Below are 15,102 nucleotides of genomic sequence, written 5' to 3' on the forward strand. Positions count from 1 at the left end.
TCACGGGTTCAAATGATCATGCACTCTGCAGAAATGCACGTGCCTTCCTCGATAAATCGCTCGTAGCGGAAGGGGTTTCGGGCATTGGCAGCAGGATCGAGGATCAGATCCACCAGCAGCCTTGCCCCACCTGCGCTGGCCATGATGCCATGTCCGGCATACCCAAGGTTGAAATACAACCCAGGAATGTCTGGGCATGGCCCGATAATCGGCTTGTTGTCCGGTGTACAAGTGTATTGCCCTGCGCTCAGGAACACATTCTCGCGCGTCAACTTCTCGGCCACCTCCTGCCAAAACGGCACAAGTCGGGATACGCCGTCCAGGACAACAGCCGGAAATGTCCAATCTGTAGGCACCTGCTCCATCGGTTCGCTCGGCTCTTCAGGCAAGGCCCAACCCAGCGCTGCCCCTCCCACCTCTGGCCGCCAATAGGGCCCCATATCCGCATCAATGTGCATCGGGGCATCGCGCGGCACAATAGGGAGATTCCCTATCACGACCTTCTGCCGGCGCAGGTTGGTCAGGGGTAGCTGTAACCCCACCCAGGAAGCCACGACCCCCGAAAATGGCCCAGCGGCAATCACGGCGCAACGAGTTGCGATTTCTCCACGCGTTGTCATCACCGCTGCCACCCCCTGCCCATCCAAGCGAATGCCTGTAGCCTCTGTGCGCAGGGCAAAAAATGCGCTGCTGCCCTTGGCAAAACCATAGGTCAATTCATGAGCGGATAGCCATCCATCCTTGGCCCGAAAAGTCGCTGCCAACACATCAGGCCCTACGTAAGGAAACCGTCGTCTCACCTCGTCCCCTTCGAGAAACTCCACATCCAGCAACCCGATGCGGTGTTGATGCTCCACCCGTTTCCTCAGCAATTCCACCCTGTGCTCTTCCATGGTCAAGAACAGATAGCCTTGCTGATGAATATGGATGTCGCAATCCGGGACGCCCACCACATCGGGAAAATTCTCGAACACTGCGATGCTTTCCTGCATCATTTTCACGTTCTCAGGCTCATCAAACTGCGCCCGGAAGCACTCTTCCGAGGCCGCCGTAGTCAATGTCCCAAGGCCATCCCTGCGTTCCAGAACCACGGTATCAAACCCTGCCCGAGTGGCATAGAACGCCGTCGCACAACCAATGATCCCCCCACCAATGACGACGACATCCGCTGAACGCGGAAATTCATCTTTCTGCGGCACAATGATTCGATGCATCTTTTTACCTCCACGTAATCATTTACCCCGTCGTAAATGAACCGGGATTTACCAACAAGCCAGGCTTTTCTGCTGGCTTGATTTCATCCTTCCACAACCAGGATTCGCCCACAATTCGTGCAGGTGACCAACTCCTGACCCCGCCGCACTATTTGTGCTTTGCTGGTTGGTACCATCACACGGCAGCCCTGGCACATCTGATCCACCATCAAGACAACTGCCCGTCCACCCTTCTTGCGCAGCAATTCCTCGTACAGTGCACGCGTAGCCGGCTCCAGGCATGCTATCAGCGTTGCCCGCTGTTTCTTCGCTGTGGCGATCCTGCCGCGCAACTGCTTAATTTGCTGCGACAAGTGCTCTTGATCCGCCTGCCACTTAGCCTCAACCGCTTTCCATCGTGCTTGCGATTCACGAACTTGCTTCTCCAAATCGTCAACGCGGGTCATGGCCACCAGGACATCGTCCTCCAACTTTTGCTGCGCACGCTTCAGGTTTTCTTGATCCTGCTGCAGCCCACGCAGCTCTTTGGGATTGGTCACCTGCCCTCCGTACAAACGCTGTTCGGTTGCAGCGAGTTTCTCGGTAAGCCGATGCAGGTCGAACTCCAAATCGCGGAGCCGGCTGCGCCAATTGCCCAATTCTTGATTCGCCTGTTCATAAGCCTTGCGTGTCGCAATCAGTTCTGCGCTCTCCCCAAGCATTGCCTCGGCCTCGCGCAGTTTGCTCGATCGCTCAGCAAGCTCCGTGTCCAGAAGTTGCAATTGGTACAGCGTATGCCCCGCTTTGACCATTATTCCCACCACCGCTTTCGTCTGAACAAACCCACCAACGCCACGCCAGCAAGGAATCCCCCGATATGCGCAAACCACGCCACGCCTCCTGTGGCTTGCATGCCCAGGGACAAGACCCCGCTCAGCAACTGCGTCACAATCCACAATCCAAGCACGATCAACGCTGGCATCCTGACCAGGCGCATGAAGTACCCAAACAGGATCAATGTCTCAACCTCTGCATGGGGATAGAGCATCAAATAAGCCCCCAGCACTCCCGAGATAGCACCGCTTGCCCCAACCATGGGAACCGTGGAAGTCGTATCCATCAGCACCTGCCCCACAGCCGCTCCCACGCCACACAACAGGTAGAAAATCAGAAAGCGCAAAGGCCCAAGCGCTGCCTCGATATTGTCGCCAAAGATCCACAGATAGAGCATGTTGCCTGCCAGATGCATGAAACCTCCATGCAGAAACATGGAAGTGAACACGGTCAGAATCGCAGTGAAATCGAGCTGGGCCAACCGATAGGGCACCAAACCCCAGGTATTAACCAGCGCCTCAAGTGCTCTGGCAGAGGGCAACGTGAACTCATAGAGAAAGACCAGCACATTGAAGAAGATAATGCCAAGCGTAACAAACGGGAAGCGACGTCTGGGGTTGATATCGCGTAATGGAATCATGGACATCCTCCACAAAACCGTTTTCGTCTCAATTGTACCACAACCGCGTCAAAAAACGAAAACAATGCTACCGAACTAACTCTTGACAAATCGCCTAACCCCCGCTAAATTACGCTCTATGAAACGCTACTATCTCTGGACCATCGGCTGCCAGATGAACGATTCCGACGCCATGCGCATTGAACATGGCTTAGCGGAGATGGGATTCAGTCCAATCCCACAACCCACCGAAGCAGACTTGGTGATCCTGCTTACCTGCGTCGTGCGCCAAAGCGCTGAAGATAAAGTGGTTGGTCGGTTGAGTTCCCTGAAGCACCTGCGGCGCAGCAACCCGCGCGCTTGTATCGTGGTCATGGGCTGCTTCGTCGACAACGAACAAACCCTGTCTGCTCGCTTCCCCTACGTGGACGCCTTCTTCAAACCCTCGGACATCGAGGGGCTGCTCCAATTCGCCCGCCAGTCCCTGGCTGCCGTACCAGAGCCACAGGCATATCCCCTTGCTCTGCCGGTTTGCGCCTACGTCCCTATCTCCTATGGCTGCGACCACCACTGCACCTACTGCATCGTGCGCCTGCGCCGTGGCAGACAACGCAGCCGCCTCCTGCCGGAGATTGTCGCCGAGGTATGCGGGCTGGTGCAAAATGGCGTGCGCGAGGTCTCCCTACTGGGACAAAACGTGGATGCCTATGGACAGGATCTGCCTCCTGGTGCACCAGATTTGGCCGATGTCCTCGTTGCCCTCGAAGAAATACCAGAACTCTGGCGCATCCGCTTTCTCACCTCCCATCCCGGCGACATGAGCCAGAAATTGATCGAAACCGTGGCCAATTCCGCCAAGGTCTGCCCCCATTTTGAACTGCCCGTGCAGTCCGGTGACGACCTCATCCTGCAACGCATGGGTCGCCACTACACAGTGGCGCAATACCGTAGCCTGATCGCCGCCATTCGTGAGCGTATACCAAGCTGCAGCATCGCCACCGATGTCATCGTGGGTTTCCCCGGCGAAAGCAACGCACAATTCCAAGCCACTTGCGATCTGATAGCGTCTTTGCGCTTTGACGCCGTGCATATCGCCAAGTATTCCCCACGACCGGGGACGCCCGCCGCACGCTTGCCCGATGACGTGCCGCCCGAGGAAAAAGAAAGACGGCGCGCTTTGCTGGAAGAACTGCAGACCCAAATCTCCAGCGAAATCAACGCTGCCCTGCTGGGACAATGCGTAGAAGTGCTGGTCGAGGAACAGCATCGTGGCCGATGGAGAGGGCGCACTGTAACCAATAAGTTAGTTTTTTTCGCGGACGCTGCTGACCGCCGTGGCCAGTTGGTAACGGTGGAGATCACGCATACTGGCCCCTGGTCCCTCCTGGGCAGGATTGTGCGCTAGCGCTACCCAAGAAAACCAGGTTTCTTTCCCATTTGCACCTGCTTTCTGCTTCCGATATAATCCAGTAGTTGAAAAAGCCATGCCTACTGCTCGGGCAATGCAACGGAGGTCAGAGCCGGCTATGAAACAGAAAACCAACTCCATGCGCTTTTTGGAAGCGAGAAAGATCCCTTACGAGGCGCATGAATTCTCGCCCGAGATCCGTTCCGCCGAGGAAGTAGCTCAAGTCCTCCACCTGCCAGTCAGCCAAGTGTACAAGACGCTCGTAGTCGTCCGGGAACGGGGACGCCCCTTGTTGGTCATGGTACCCGGAGACAAGTCCTTGGATTTGAAACTGCTGGCCAAGCAGGTCGGGGAGAAAAAATTACGCATGGCGACGCACAGAGAAGCAGAAGCGCTCACCGGGCTCCAAGTGGGAGGCATCTCGGCACTCAGCCTCCTGCACAAGGGCTTTGAGATCTACGCTGATGCTGCGATCCTGGGCTTGTCCAAAGTGTGTATCAGTGCTGGCTGTCGTGGCATTAATCTCAGTTTGAGCCCCCGTGATCTGCTCCAGGTCACCGGGGCACGCCTGGTCAACCTGGAAGAATTGGGGGAAGAAAAGGAGGTAACGCTATGAGTAGGGCATCCAGTATGAGAAGGAAGGCTCCGCTCAAGAGTTATATTATTGATATGGATGGCGTCATCGTCTCAGGGAATACCGTGATTCCCGGGGCCGAAGATTTTATTAACCGACTCATCAGCCGTGGACACAAATTCCTCATCCTGACCAACAACCCCATTTACACCCCGCTAGACCTGCAGCATCGCCTGCAAGCACTGGGGCTCAACATCCCTGCCAAGCGGTTCTTCACCTCGGCCATGGCCACGGCGCAATTCCTGCACTCACAGCGTCCCAGGGGCACTGCCTTCGTCATCGGCGAAAGCGGACTGACCAGCGCCTTGCACGAGATTGGCTACATCCTCACTGAGCACAACCCAGATTATGTCGTGTTGGGCGAGACGACCGCCTATAGTTATGACAAAATCACGCAAGCGGTGCGCTTGGTCGCTGCAGGAGCACGCTTTATCGCCACGAACCCAGACGTCAGTGGCCCAGCCGAGGGAGGCATCGCTCCTGCCTGTGGCGCCATGGCTGCCGTTATCGAGAAAGCAACAGGCGTCCAGCCCTACTTCATCGGCAAGCCGAATCCATTAATGATGCGCAACGCCCTGCGCTACCTGCAGGAACACTCCGAAAACACCATCATGGTTGGCGACCGCATGGACACGGACATTATCGCTGGCATCGAGAGCGGCATGGAAACCATCCTCGTTCTGAGCGGCGTCACCAAACGCGAGGACATAGACCGCTACCCCTACCGCCCTACCCACATCCTTCCTTCAGTCGCCGAAATCGAACTCTAAAGCCACTCCCCGTCCTTTCCGGAGAGAAGGGCTGAGGGCGAAGCTGGGATCAGGATGCGAGGCTACCTGCCCCTGCGCTAGCCTCGCACACGTAAATCTCCGGCATCACTCCCATTTCTTTCCGATAACCCTCTGCCACCTGCTGTGCAAAGGCCGCCGTTGCTTCCGTTCGCACCAGATTCACCGTGCATCCCCCAAAGCCTGCGCCGGTCATCCGCGCTCCCAGGCAGCCCGGGGTTGCATGGGCTAACTCGACCATGCAGTCCAATTCTCGGCAACTCACCTCATAGTCGTTGCGCAGGCTGACATGGGATTGATCCATCAGCCGACCGAATTCTGCCACTCGCCCTGCCCGCAGCACGGCGACAGCTTGCAGCGTGCGCTCGTTTTCGCTAACTACATGGGCACAGCGCTTGCGCACAACGGGCGGCAAAGACTGACCATAGCGTGCCAGGTCCTGGCTGCTCACATCCCGCAATGCCTTTATCCTGGGCAAATACTGCCTCAAGATGGCCACGCCCTGCTCGCATTCCTGCCGCCGTGCATTGTACTCTGAATCCACCAGGCCGCGGCGCTTCATCGTATCGCAAACCACTATCGCAACCCTCGCTGGCAGGGGCACTAACTCGTAGCCCAGGCTGCGGCAATCGATCAGCAGGGCATGGTTGCGCTGTCCCAACACTGCAATGAACTGATCCATGATGCCACATTTCATGCCTACGAACTCGTTCTCCGCTCGTTGACAGAGCAAAGCCAATGCCACTGGCGCGATGTCCAAATGGCACAGGTCGCGAAAAGTTACCGCCGTAGCCACCTCGATGGCGGCCGAAGAGGAAAGCCCAGAACCAATCGGCACATTCCCCGCAACTACGGCATCCATGCCTCGCAGCGCAAAGCCATCTCGCTGCAGCATCAAAGCCACTCCGCGCACATAATTGCTCCAGGGCGCAGACGGCTCAGGCACAATGTCGTCCAGCGAGAACTCGCTGCCCTGTTGGAAATGGAGCGACCACAGCCTGACCTGCCGATCCTCCCGCGCCCGCGCCGCGAGCACTACTTGGCGGTCAATGGCCACCGGCAACACAAAGCCATCGTTGTAATCGGTGTGTTCGCCAATGAGATTGACCCGACCTGGCGCCTGAAAAATGCGCGGTGGTGCGCCAGGAAAACGCCGTGCAAAAGCCTCCTGCACCTCTCGGTAGAGATCTTGTACGCTCATGCCGCAATGCCTCCTCCTGCAATGGCCTGTGCCTGCCGCAAAGCATACCACAGCGATGATAGAATGGCAAGTATGTCTATTCGTCACGACCCTGCCCACCATTTGGACAGTATCCAGTTTACAGTTAGAATACACTTGCCCATGGATAAGAGCCGCGTGAATTCTAGACCTCTGATTCAGCGAAATATCCCGCACTGGCAGCCCAGCAGGCTGTATCCGATCCTTTTGTTCATCCTGGTCCTGCTTGGCAGCGTTGCGTCTCCGCTGCTCCATGCCCAAGAGCCCGAAGACCACTACGTCCTGGACTCCACGCTGCGCTTGCTACGCTCCATGCGTGCCGCAGGGAATGCCCCACCTCGCCTGCGCGACCTCCTGCAGTCCGAAAAGGTGGAAGTGAGCATCCGCTTCCGCTCCGGTCTTTGGCAACCCAACCTAGCGCAGATGGAGAAGCAACTCGGTGTTGAGTTCGCACGTGCGCAGGGCAAAATCGCTCGCATCGGCACGATATACGGAGCACGCGTGCCTTGGGATGCGCTGGAGCGACTGGCTACGTGGCCGGGAGTGGAGCGCGTAGATTCCACCTGGAAACCCGCCGTCGCATCTGCACTGGACGTGAGCATTCCCGAGATCCGCGCCAATCAAGTTTGGAATTTGCTCGACGCCAGTGGTTGGCCATTGACCGGCCGCGGAGTTACCATCGCCGTTTTCGATACGGGGGTGGACTTCTTTCACCCTGACCTGTGGCGCGCCGATGGCGGGACATATTCCTGGCTGGATGTGAACAGCAATGGAGCCTTCGATCCTGGTGTTGATGCGGTTGACCTCAACCGCAATGGTTCAGCGGAGGCTATAGAACTGCTCAATTTCGTGGACGCCGCCTCTTTCTCAAGCGACAACATCCCCGGTACCAACGATAGCACCTTTCACGCTGCCACAGACTGGCTGTACAACGATGCCAACGGCAATAGCCAAAGGGATTTTGGCCCCTTGCGCGGGTTTGTGGAGAGCGACCCAACCTATGGCGAACGCCTCTTCTTGCTCAACGACAGCAACGGCAACGGCACAGTAGACATCGGAGAGGTGTTGCTCGCCTTGGGCTCCTGCAAAGTACAAAAAGTGCTTGGCCCAAACGGCAGCGAATACACCCGTGGTGTAAACCTAATCGAAGCCCCGCCTGACCGGGATGGCCATGGCACCCAAGTATGCAGCATCTTGTCGGGCGGCATTCCCGGATTGCGTCGCTACGTCGGCGTAGCGCCGGATGCCAAGCTGCTGATGGCGAATCGGGAGAAGAACGACCACAACACCTACATCCAGTGGGCTGAGGAAAATGGCGCTCAGGTCATGCTCTATGCATTTGGCAGTTGGATTCAGGAATTCATGGATGGTTCGTCCAATCTAGAGCGAGCGCTCGATATTGAAGCAGCCAAGGGCATCATCCAGGTCGCGGCTGCTGGCAATCTCGCTGAAAGCCGCAAACATGCACAGCGCATTCTGAGTGGCACTGCACAAGATAATATACGCTTCGCCGTCCCTCCTGGTCTGGGCTTGAAGGAAGCCTACCTAAGCATCCTTTGGCGTGCTCCACTGGATGCAGTGAGCGTGCAACTTGTTACACCGTCCGGCACCACCGTGCCCCTGCCAGGGAATAGCACCTTCGTGCTCGCCGATGGCCACTACATCTACAGTGCGTGCGATCGCTCTACCGCTACCTCTCGCTTCGACATCTGGATACAACGCAGTAACACCTATATTGCATCAGGTAACTGGACCTTGCGCCTGCGAAACCATACCACCTCTTGGGTCAATGTCCATGCCTACGTAGCAGATGACGTCTCCAACTGGGAAGGCGGCATCACCTTCCTAGACTACGTGGATGCAACGTGCACGGTGACCTCACCAGGAACTGCAAACAGCGCCATCACTGTAGCCTCCTACAGCACGCGCGCTAGAGAAGGCACCACCCTTCCCGGGGCATTGTCCCCCTTCAGCAGCCGAGGTCCGCGCATTGATGGCGAATGGATTATGGATGTAGCTGCTCCCGGGCACTATTCGGACATCGCCTGTGCCAGTTCCAAAGACGTTGCCGGTGCAACCTTCGGACAATACGCCTGGTTCGGTGGAACAAGCGCAGCAGCCCCCCACGTCGCCGGAGCCGTTGCTCTCCTGCTGCAGAAGAACCTATCACTCGGTTCGGCGCAGATGATGCAACTGCTGCAGAGCACAGCACGGCAAGACGCCTACACCGGCGTCAGAAACGAAAACTGGGGCTATGGCAAACTGGACGTCTTTGCCGCATTGAACGCCATCCCAACGCCCACGCTCACACCTACCCCTACGCTGACTCCCACCATCACGCCCACTCCACGTGCCCGTCTCTTCCTGCCCCTGATCATGCGCGGATTTTGACCCTATTGGGCAGATGAGCAAAGAAACCAGGCCTGTGGGCAAAACCTGGTTTATTCATGGTCCTGTTGGGCCAATGGTCCCTGTTCACTTGCCTACCCAGCGACTTTGCGTTACAATACGCCTACGCTCCACAAGACCGTGAGAAAGGAAGAATAATGAAAGTCCAGGACGTTTACAAAGCGGTGATCCCCGTGGGTGGCCTGGGGACACGCCTCTTGCCTGCCACGAAGGTATTGCCCAAGGAATTGCTGCCGGTGGGACGTCGCCCTATGGTCCAGTATGTCGTCGAGGAGATGCGCGCCGCCGGCTTGGAGAACATCTGCTTCGTCACTGGTCGCAGGAAGACGCTCATTCAGGAGCATTTCGACCACGACCCCGAACTAGTGCGTCACCTCCAAGACCGTGGCCTCGATGAACTCTTGGCCGAACTGGCTTACCTGGAATCTGGCCTGCATCTCACCTACATTCGGCAGAGCGGGCCACAAGGTCTGGCAGATGCGTTGAGCCTGGCTGAGGATTTTGTCGCAGGACAACCTTTTGTGCTCGCTCTGGGAGATTCCATCATCTGCGAGGCAGAAATGGGTTCCTTGCTGCGCAAGATGATCGAGGAACACCTCGAACGAGATGCCGCGGCGACGATAGCGGTCGAGAATGTGCCTCCCGAAAAAACCAAACCGTACACCTTTGTATGCCCTCAGGAGGGTACAACGACCAAAAACAAGACATTTGACATCGCCGAACTGAGCGACAAGCCCCAGCCCAACCAGACCACAGGCAATTGGGCCATAGCAGCGCGCTTTGTCTTCAGTCCAGATATTTTCGCTGCGGTCCGCCGCTCCAGACCAGCCCGCAGCGGTGAACTGCGCCTGATTGATGCCATTCGCATCTTGTTGCGCCAAGGGAAGAAGGTGCAAGCAGTGCCTCTTTTGCCCGGTCAACGACGCCACGACATCGGCAGTTTTGGCGGCTACTTCCGTGCCTTCCTGGAATTCGCTCTCATGGATCGCTACTTTGGCGACGAGGTACGCCGTTATCTGAAAGAAGTGCTGACGAGGGAAGATGACTGGCCCCACGAGGATTGAGAATTATATGGATATCGCACAACAACTGGCTATGGAAATTCACTCTGTTTTCGCTGTAGAAGCCCTCACCACCGAGCTGGATGGGCGAACTATCAGATTGCAAGGGCAACTTCTCACTGACTCTGAGACAGCGTACGCACATATTGCCGAACGTTTCAAAATCTATGGATACACCCCACTGTTGCGCAAACAAAAGGATCGCTTCGTAGTGAGTGCCGTGCCCATCGTCTTCAGCGCTAAACCAACCTGGGACTATGGCGCTATCGTGCTCTTTGGACTGACCGTCCTTTCCGTGCTCTATGCCGGTGCCCTCATGCAAGCGCCCGACTTCACCTGGCCACTGCTGCATCCTCTAGCCGGATTGCCCTTTGCCTTTGGACTGCTCACCGTCCTCGTCGCGCACGAATTGGGGCATTACCTGACCGCACGCCGCCTGGGTGTGGCCACAAGCCTGCCCTACTTCATTCCCATGCCGCTGCACTTTTTTGGCACCATGGGCGCCATCATCCGCACGCGGGCTCCTATGCGCAATCGCCGTCAGGTGCTGGCTCTCGGCGCTGCTGGCCCCCTCGCCGGACTCATCGTAGCCATCCCTATCCTCGTCTTCGGCCTGATGCAATCGCAAGTGCTACCCATCCCCAAGCGCCCTGGTATCATTATAGAAGGCAACTTCTTGCTCTACGCTCTACTGAAATTTCTGGTGTTTGGACGATTCCTTCCCAGCCATGGCTACGACGTCTTCTTGCATCCGACCGCTTTTGGAGCATGGGCCGCTCTGCTCGTCACTGGCTTGAACCTGATACCTGCAGGGCAATTGGATGGGGGGCATGTTTCCTACGCTTTGCTGGGCAACAAGGCGCGCTGGCTGAGCCGTCTGGCCGTTATCGCTGCGCTGGTGTTGGGCATGCTCTGGTCTGGTTGGCTTCTGTTCGCTTTGCTCCTCCTAGTGCTTGGACAGCGCCACGCGGAGCCTTTGGATGATGTGACCTCGCTCACGACCAAAGAGAAACTTTTTGCTATTTTTATGTTGCTGGTATTCATCATGCTTTTCACTCCCGTACCATTGACCGTTCAGTAAGGGATCGTGTGAGTGCGCAAGCCGAGCGAGTGCCAAAAAGCATCGCTCGCTGTGCAAAGGAGCACGAGCATGATTTACAAAAGAGCCTCGACGGATCCGAACAAAATCATCGTGAGGTTCGAATTGCCTTCCGCTATCTGGGCTGATTCCGTCCACCTGGTGGGCGATTTCAATAATTGGAATGAATCTTCGCATCCCATGATCCGTGACCGGGATGAAGGCACCTGGTACATCGTCCTTGAACTCGAGCGGGGAAAGGAGTATCAATTCCGTTACCTGGTCAACGGACGCGAATGGCACAACGATTGGAAGGCAGACAAATACGTGCCCAACCTTTACGGCGGCACAAATTCGGTCGTGTGCGCCGAACTACCACCAGCAGATGAGAGCGTGGCCGGGGAATGAATTCCCCGGTTGAATGTGAGAAGCCCATGAAGGGGCTTGGCTTTTTTAGCCAGGGATTTCCAATCCCTGGCATCTGCCCCGCGTGGGCAACAGCCCGCGCCTGGAGCATGGCTCATGCGCGCCCATGCCTACTCTCACTGCTGGAAACGCAGAGGGCATTGGAAAAGAGGGCGGCTAGAAAAGCCACCCCATGGGCTGCGCTCGCAAGGACAGAATGTGCAAAACGAGCGAACGAATCGCCGGCGCAGCCCATTCGTTTATTCGTTCCCCAGCGGTGGCTTGCAATAACAGGGAGGAAACATCATTGCGAGGGTACTTCGCTCGAAGCAATCGAAATGCCTCAAGACCTCAACTGCCCTCGCAATGAGAAAGATCTGATCTACTCTAGATTAGCATGGCGAGTCATCATGCTCTCGTTACTCTGACCCAAGCGCTCCGCCAGCCTTGCTATCACACAGTCGAGCACGATGAGCATCGCCTGCTCCAGGATGGTGGCCAGGGGCAACTTGCTTTTCTGTTCCATGCTCACCTTAGGCGTTTCCCCAGGGACGAGGAGCGTGTGCTCCGCCAGTTGACTGAGTGTCGAACCGGAGCGCGAGACAACCGCAGCGACTTTCGCCCCAAGTTGTCGCGCCTTGCGTGCCGGGGTCAATGCCCCTGCCGTCTCCCCACTGCCTGAGCATGCCACCAGCAAATCCCCAGCGCCGATGGCCGGTGTCGTCACATCGCCGACGACATGCACGGTCAAACCCAGTTGCATCAGGCGCAGTGCAAACATCCTCATGAGCAATCCGGATCGGCCCTGCCCGACAACGAAAATCCGTCGCGCGGCGAGGATCAGGTCGCAAAGCCCCTCTACCTCCGTGCCTTGCACTCTTGATAGAACCCCCTGGAGCTCTTCTAGATCGGTGCGCAGCCACCCATTCCAATCCATCGCATCCCTCAATTCCGGTCTGCTGTTTGCTTTGTGATAAACCATTGTGGCTCGCTAGGGCGATAGCATGGCCGTGATTTCCTCGAATACCTCCAGCACCCGCTCCACCTGTGCATCGGTGATCATAAAAGGAGGCTTGATCTTGAGCACATTGCCCAGCCCCATGTAGCGCGATTCGCCAAACAAGACACCACGCTTGAGCGCCTCGTCCACGAAGCGATTCGTCTCTTCAATAGCGGGCTCTTTCGTCTTGCGGTTGCGCACGAGTTCGACTCCGAGCATCAAGCCCGGCCCGCGGATATCGCCAATGAGTTCATACTTGTTCTGCATCTCGCGCAAGCGCTGGGTGATGTACGCCCCCACCCTTGCCGCCCGCTGTGGCAGTTGCTCTTCCTGCAGGATCTGCAACGTCACCACTCCCGCAGCCATCGCCACTGGGAAGTGACTGAAGGTGAAGGAGTGATCTCCGGGCCCAAAGCCATCCAAATCGTCCCGCACCAATGTGCCTGCCAGTGGGAACCCACCGCCAATGGACTTGCCAAAGGTGAGGATGTCTGGCACGACACCGTAAAAATCCGCGGCGAACATGGCACCAACGCGCCCGAAAGCGGTCTGAATTTCGTCCCAGATCAACAACATGCCATAGTCATCGCAAATTTTGCGTATTTCATGATAGTACTCGCGCGGATAATCAATCATCCCACCGCTGCCCTGCACCGGCTCCATTATCAGAGCGGCCGGCTCGCCATCTATGGCGAGCTCAATCAACTGGCGCAGAAACTTGGCGCACTCCAGCCCACATTCGGGATAGGTGCGCTCAAAGTAACAGCGGTAGCAATAGGCGTGAGGAAAACGGACCGCATTCTCCATATAGTTCAGGAACCTGTTATTGGGATGAGGCCAACTGAGCGCCATCGTAGCCAGCGTGCGTCCCGCATAGCCAAGCCATGGCGTCAGAAAGTAGCGTCGCCCAGGGCAGTTGCGGATGGCCAGCTTGATCGCTCCTTCGTTCGCCAGCGAACCATGCAGGCAAAAGTTTACTTTCTTCAGATTGCCCGGCGCAATATCCGTCAAGCGCTTGCACAACAAGAACTTGGGAATCGTGCCAAAACCGGTCCGCACGTGTGTGGCGTGCTTGATCTGCTCGGTTACAGCCGCAATTACTTTGGGATGGCACGCGCCAATGCCCAGGCTCCAGGCTTGTGACGTGCAGTCAATGTATTCCCGCCCCTCGGTATCGGTGAAGGTAGCACCCTTCTGATCCACGATGGTGATGGGTTTGCCTGTGGCCACACTGCCGCCAGCCAGAGCCCTGTACCCTGCGACTAGATCCTCTTCCGTATACGGTCCAAAGAATTCTTCCATGTATTTGCTCATCCTTTTCCCTCCAGATTCATGCATGAATTTACTGCTATCATCAGCAATACATGCTGACTTTTCGTGAACCAACTTCTATTCCCCAGCATTGCTGCCCATGTCCACCAACACCCTCAGGGCAGCTTTGCCGGCCATCAATTGATAGCCGTCCAGTATCTGTGCCAAGGGCACGCGGTAAGTAACCAGTCCCTCCAGCGGTAGCCCTTGCGCGATGTCCAACGCTTCCCGGAATTCTGCTACGGTGCAGTTAAAAGTCCCAATGACCGCCAATTCACCATAATGAATTAAGTTTGGCTCAATCTCAACTGTGCTGCCGCGAGGCACACCGCCAAAAACCACCAGACGGCCACCTCCGCGCACCAAAGGCAACCCATCCTGAAGAGCCTGGGCATTGGGCACGGAGACCATGACCAGATCAGCGCCCATGCCTTCAGTCTCATCGCGCACTATTTGCAGCAATGGCTCTATATGCGTGTTCACCGTGATTTGTGCCCCCCAACGTCGCGCCTGAGCCAGGCGCTCATCGTGATGCCCCGCACAGATCACCTTGCCGGCGCCTAGATGACTTGCTAAGGCTACCTGGATAAGCCCTAGCGCTCCATCGCCAATGATGACCACAGTTTCCCCTTTTTGCAGCCGCCCATGCGTGCGTAGACCCCGCAAGCACGTCCCCACTGGCTCGATCAGCGCAGCCTTCTCGTAAGACATCCCTGCGGGGATGGGTACTACTCCACCTTGCGCCACAAGCTCGGCAGGAATCAACACATATTCGGCTTGCGCCCCATTCTGCGTCGTCCCAAAATCAAGCATATTCACACACAGGGTAGGCGAACCCCGCTGGCAATAGAAACAATGCCCACAGGCAGTAGCGGGAGCTACTGTAACCCGATCGCCAGGCTGCAATCCCCTGACTCCGCTACCTACCTCTGCCACCTGCCCGGCAAATTCGTGGCCTAGCACGCGCGGGATGGGGAAATTCCCTGGCGGAGAGCCGCGCTGATAACTGCGCGAGTCGGAACCGCAGATGCCACAATAACGAACCCGCATCAGGACTTCCCCTGCCACAGGGACAGGCTTCGGCACCCGCTCGACGCGGATGTCGCCCTTGCCATAATACATCGCCGCCATCATCGTCGCCAT

At 56.9% G+C, this 15,102-nt stretch carries 14 protein-coding genes; 7 read left to right on the top strand and 7 right to left on the bottom strand.

Translation table 11 applies throughout. The features are described from left to right. Window positions 1-8: 8 nt before the first annotated feature. From H5T67_05580 to H5T67_05590, 3 genes are all read right to left on the bottom strand, one after another. Window positions 9-1,214: an FAD-binding oxidoreductase gene (locus H5T67_05580; GenBank protein ID MBC7244788.1), complete on the bottom strand. Its 1,206-nt coding sequence runs from the start codon at window positions 1,212-1,214 to the stop codon at window positions 9-11. Between the two features lie 83 nt (window positions 1,215-1,297). Further along, a complete protein-coding gene (locus H5T67_05585) occupies window positions 1,298-2,083 on the bottom strand; it encodes a hypothetical protein (GenBank protein MBC7244789.1) in 786 nt (261 codons plus the stop codon). Next, the gene (locus H5T67_05590) at window positions 2,005-2,667 is read right to left on the bottom strand and encodes a rhomboid family intramembrane serine protease (protein MBC7244790.1); all 663 of its coding nucleotides are present in this window, start codon (window positions 2,665-2,667) and stop codon (window positions 2,005-2,007) included. Before H5T67_05590 ends, H5T67_05585 begins: the two co-directional genes overlap by 79 nt. Window positions 2,668-2,785: 118 nt before the next feature. Here H5T67_05590 and miaB point away from each other — a divergent pair, with 118 nt between their 5' ends. The 3 genes from miaB (at window position 2,786) to H5T67_05605 (ending at window position 5,458) form a co-directional block, all read left to right on the top strand. Continuing rightward, a complete protein-coding gene (gene miaB / locus H5T67_05595; GenBank protein ID MBC7244791.1) occupies window positions 2,786-4,051 on the top strand; it encodes a tRNA (N6-isopentenyl adenosine(37)-C2)-methylthiotransferase MiaB in 1,266 nt (421 codons plus the stop codon). Window positions 4,052-4,172: 121 nt separating this feature from the next. Beyond that, window positions 4,173-4,670 carry an aminoacyl-tRNA deacylase gene (locus H5T67_05600; protein MBC7244792.1) on the top strand — a complete coding sequence of 166 codons (498 nt, stop codon included), beginning with the start codon at window positions 4,173-4,175 and terminating at the stop codon, window positions 4,668-4,670. Between the two features lie 53 nt (window positions 4,671-4,723). Next, window positions 4,724-5,458, top strand: a complete 735-nt coding sequence (locus H5T67_05605; GenBank protein ID MBC7244793.1) for an HAD family hydrolase — start codon at window positions 4,724-4,726, stop codon at window positions 5,456-5,458. A gap of 49 nt (window positions 5,459-5,507) precedes the next feature. Here the strand turns inward: H5T67_05605 and H5T67_05610 are convergent, their stop codons facing one another. Beyond that, complete coding sequence (locus H5T67_05610) at window positions 5,508-6,677, bottom strand: galactokinase (protein ID MBC7244794.1); 1,170 nt, start codon at window positions 6,675-6,677, stop codon at window positions 5,508-5,510. A 156-nt stretch (window positions 6,678-6,833) separates the two neighbouring features. Between H5T67_05610 and H5T67_05615 the strand changes: the two genes are divergently transcribed. The 4 genes from H5T67_05615 to H5T67_05630 all read left to right on the top strand — a co-directional run bounded on the left by H5T67_05615 (window position 6,834) and on the right by H5T67_05630 (window position 11,651). Then, window positions 6,834-9,086: a S8 family serine peptidase gene (locus tag H5T67_05615; GenBank protein ID MBC7244795.1), complete on the top strand. Its 2,253-nt coding sequence runs from the start codon at window positions 6,834-6,836 to the stop codon at window positions 9,084-9,086. Between the two features lie 155 nt (window positions 9,087-9,241). Further along, the gene (locus tag H5T67_05620) at window positions 9,242-10,168 is read left to right on the top strand and encodes a UTP--glucose-1-phosphate uridylyltransferase (protein ID MBC7244796.1); all 927 of its coding nucleotides are present in this window, start codon (window positions 9,242-9,244) and stop codon (window positions 10,166-10,168) included. A 7-nt stretch (window positions 10,169-10,175) separates the two neighbouring features. Beyond that, window positions 10,176-11,246 (top strand): site-2 protease family protein, encoded by a 1,071-nt coding sequence (locus H5T67_05625; protein ID MBC7244797.1) that lies wholly within the window; start codon window positions 10,176-10,178, stop codon window positions 11,244-11,246. A 69-nt stretch (window positions 11,247-11,315) separates the two neighbouring features. Beyond that, window positions 11,316-11,651: an isoamylase early set domain-containing protein gene (locus H5T67_05630; GenBank protein MBC7244798.1), complete on the top strand. Its 336-nt coding sequence runs from the start codon at window positions 11,316-11,318 to the stop codon at window positions 11,649-11,651. Window positions 11,652-12,030: 379 nt separating this feature from the next. Here H5T67_05630 and hxlB read toward each other — a convergent pair whose 3' ends face one another. The 3 genes from hxlB to H5T67_05645 all read right to left on the bottom strand — a co-directional run bounded on the left by hxlB (window position 12,031) and on the right by H5T67_05645 (window position 15,102). Further along, window positions 12,031-12,585, bottom strand: coding sequence for a 6-phospho-3-hexuloisomerase (hxlB, locus tag H5T67_05635; GenBank protein MBC7244799.1), 555 nt, complete (start codon window positions 12,583-12,585; stop codon window positions 12,031-12,033). Between the two features lie 54 nt (window positions 12,586-12,639). Further along, a complete protein-coding gene (locus H5T67_05640; GenBank protein MBC7244800.1) occupies window positions 12,640-13,962 on the bottom strand; it encodes an aspartate aminotransferase family protein in 1,323 nt (440 codons plus the stop codon). Window positions 13,963-14,037: 75 nt separating this feature from the next. Further along, window positions 14,038-15,102 carry an alcohol dehydrogenase catalytic domain-containing protein gene (locus H5T67_05645; protein MBC7244801.1) on the bottom strand — a complete coding sequence of 355 codons (1,065 nt, stop codon included), beginning with the start codon at window positions 15,100-15,102 and terminating at the stop codon, window positions 14,038-14,040.

It is taken from the genome of Chloroflexota bacterium (assembly GCA_014360905.1).
Lineage (GTDB): Bacteria > Chloroflexota > Anaerolineae > UBA2200 > UBA2200 > JACIWX01.